Raw genomic sequence first — 2,142 nt, forward strand, 5'->3', positions numbered from 1 at the left:
CAGCCACCGGGCCAGGCACCACGACGTCGGCAAGACCGTCAAACGCGCCGAATCGATCAAAGAACACCAAGCCCGCCCACGTTAAACGCCAAGCTCAGTTGCCATGCTCTGCCTGGGCCGCCCGTACGCTTGCCTCCAGCGCGGACATCAGGTCCACCGCTGGCGCCGCCTCCGGCGGCTCGGCCAGCTTGGCCTCGTATCTGGGGAATGAGCTGCCCCGAGATTCGTAGAGTCCGGGGATCTTGGTTTCAGGCGGCCTGCGGGGTTTGCTCCTGGCTCCGCCAGAAGGCTTGCTCGTACTCGGCCAGCGGCACGTAGTCGAGGGCGGAGTGGAGGCGTTCTTCGTTGTACCACGTGACCCACTGGAAGATCGCCCGCTCGACCTGGTCGACGTCCTTCCAGGGGCCCTGCATCTCGATCAGCTCGGCCTTGAAGGTGCCGTTCAGCGCCTCGGCCATCGCGTTGTCGTAGCTGTCCGCGACGGAGCCGACCGACGCGGACGCGCCGATGTCGGCGAGTCGGTCGGTATATCGAATCGATACGTATTGCGACCCGCGATCGCTGTGATGTATCAGCCCGGAGTCCTTCTTGATCAGGCGCCGCCACAGCGCCATCTCCAGGGCGTCCAGCGGGAGTTCGGCCCGCATGTGGTTCGCGACCTGCCAGCCGACGATCAACCGCGAGTACACGTCCAGGACGAACGCCACATACGCCCAGCCCGACCAGGTCCGGACATAGGTCATGTCCGCGACCCACAGCTGGTCGGGCCGGGAGGCGGTGCAGTCGCGGTCAACCAGGTCCGGCGGCCTCGGTGCGGACGGCTCCGGAACCGTGGTGCGGCGCCGCCGGCCACGGATGACGCCCTCCGGGCCGAGCTCGGCCATCAGCCGCTCGACGGTGCAGCGGGCCACCTCGACGCCCTTGCGCCTCAGAGCCTGTCGGGCGGCCTCTGATCGGGCGGCCACGCCCTGGCACGCACGCTTCCCGCGTTGCCGAAATGTCCTAGTAGCTCCATCCCCGAGCTCTCGGCTTCGTTCGAGCAGGGGAGACCCCATCCGAGACCAAGACTTTTCAAGGGTTGCTCCCACGATCACCATCGCATTGCTATGAGGGGAGTCGCATCACCCGGCATGTTCCCTCCACCGGAGAATCGTTCCTGGGGAAGCGCATGACGTGTGTTAAGGGTGTGGCGCGGCAGGGTGCAAGGCGTGGCGCGCACATCGCCACATTTTTTAGGCTTTCGGCGCCACAGCCAGCGTGGCTAGCTTCACCACATGGAACTGATCTCCCCCCTGCCTCACTGCTCTCACTGCGACCGTGTCGCTGGCTGTGCTTCTCGCCATCGCTCACCCGGATCCGGAAATCCGGGAGCGATCTCTGCTCGTGCTCGCGGTCCTCTTTCGATCACGGCAGTGATCACCCTGTCCGGTTCCCTCATTCTGGACAATAAGTGTCACATTGGACGGGCTCTGAGCGCCCCGGCGGCGAGGTCCTGAGTGAGGGGCCTGAGCTTAGGATCGTTTCTGACGAAGAATCGAACGCATCGAACATCCTCCGCCCGATGGGTCATGGCGCTGGGATTGATCCGTTTGGCTCCAGATAATGTCCGGTGCCGGGGGGCTCCGGCAGCGGCGGCCAGGCGCCGGTCGTCCCGATAGGGGCCTTCGCGACAGGCACCGTCACAGTCTTGACCGCTCCGGCCCGGCGACGGCCACCCGTACCCGAGGCACTCTCTGTCAGCCTTGGGTGAGACGTCCCGTTCTGCGGGGTTAGCCTGAGAGGGCACGACAGGAGAATCGCCCCTTATGTCAAGCACTGAGCCCGTGGGGTCCGATCCGGCGCCGAGGCCGAAGCGCCGTACCTTCACCTCGCAGTACAAACTGCGGATCGTCGCCGAGTACGACGCCGCGCCCAGGAACGAGAAGGGCGCGGTCCTGCGCCGGGAGCGGCTCTACCACTCCCATATCAAGGAGTGGCGGGCCGCCCGGGATGCCGGGGCCCTGGAAAACCTGGTCGACCGCCGGACCAGCCCGGTTCGTGCGAAGAAGTGAACCGCCCCGGGTTCGGTAGAGATCTCAGATTGTGGTTTTGACCTGGGGTTTCGTGAGTTCCATGTAGTAGTTGGCTTCGTACTCGACGGGT

Annotated in this window: 2 protein-coding genes; one reads left to right on the plus strand and one right to left on the minus strand. The window is 65.3% G+C overall.

Annotated features, from left to right (window positions below; genetic code table 11):
* Positions 1-248: 248 nt before the first annotated feature.
* Positions 249-965: an IS3 family transposase gene (locus ABZ826_RS39200; RefSeq protein ID WP_361459361.1), complete on the minus strand. Its 717-nt coding sequence runs from the start codon at positions 963-965 to the stop codon at positions 249-251.
* A gap of 840 nt (positions 966-1,805) precedes the next feature.
* On the opposite strand from ABZ826_RS39200, the gene ABZ826_RS39205 reads away from it, so the two are divergent.
* Positions 1,806-2,051 (plus strand): hypothetical protein, encoded by a 246-nt coding sequence (locus ABZ826_RS39205; RefSeq protein WP_361459363.1) that lies wholly within the window; start codon positions 1,806-1,808, stop codon positions 2,049-2,051.
* The last annotated feature ends 91 nt before the right edge of the window (positions 2,052-2,142 follow it).

This window comes from Streptomyces sp. NPDC047515 (assembly GCF_040643055.1).
Classification (GTDB): domain Bacteria; phylum Actinomycetota; class Actinomycetes; order Streptomycetales; family Streptomycetaceae; genus Streptomyces.